This window comes from Aromatoleum evansii, from assembly GCF_012910805.1.
GTDB classification, from domain to species: domain Bacteria; phylum Pseudomonadota; class Gammaproteobacteria; order Burkholderiales; family Rhodocyclaceae; genus Aromatoleum; species Aromatoleum evansii.
This window is the reverse complement of record NZ_WTVK01000256.1, coordinates 1-420: the sequence shown is the minus strand read 5'-3', so window position 1 is coordinate 420 and position 420 is coordinate 1. Positions and strand designations below refer to the sequence as shown.

Annotated in this window: 1 protein-coding gene; it reads left to right on the top strand. The window is 72.6% G+C overall.

Going from position 1 to position 420, the window contains the following annotated elements; genetic code table 11:
- Positions 1-420 (top strand): DNA-binding protein WhiA (gene whiA, locus GO615_RS30025; RefSeq protein WP_169133101.1); only part of this gene is annotated, 420 nt, incomplete at both ends.

The following is a 420-nucleotide window of genomic DNA, read 5'->3' as shown; positions in this document are numbered from 1 at the left end:
GGTCGCTCACCGAGCCGGGCCGTTCGTCGTCGCTGGAGATCACCTGTCCCGGTTCCGAAGTCGCCCTCGCCCTCGTCGGCGCGGCGCGCCGGCTGGGTGTGCCCGCAAAGGCGCGTGAGGTGCGCGGCGTCGACCGCGTCGTCATCCGTGACGGCGAGGCTATCGGCGCGATGCTCACCCACATGGGCGCCGAGGACGCGCGCCTCGTGTGGGAGGAGCGCCGCATGCGCCGTGAGGTGAGGGCCACCGCGAACCGTCTCGCGAACTTCGACGACGCCAACCTGCGCCGTTCGGCGCGCGCTGCCGTCGCCGCGGGCAGCCGCGTCGCGCGGGCGATGGAGATCCTCGGCGAGGACGTGCCCGATCATCTTCGTCAGGCCGGTGAGTTGCGCATCGAGCACAAGGAGGCGAGCCTCGAGG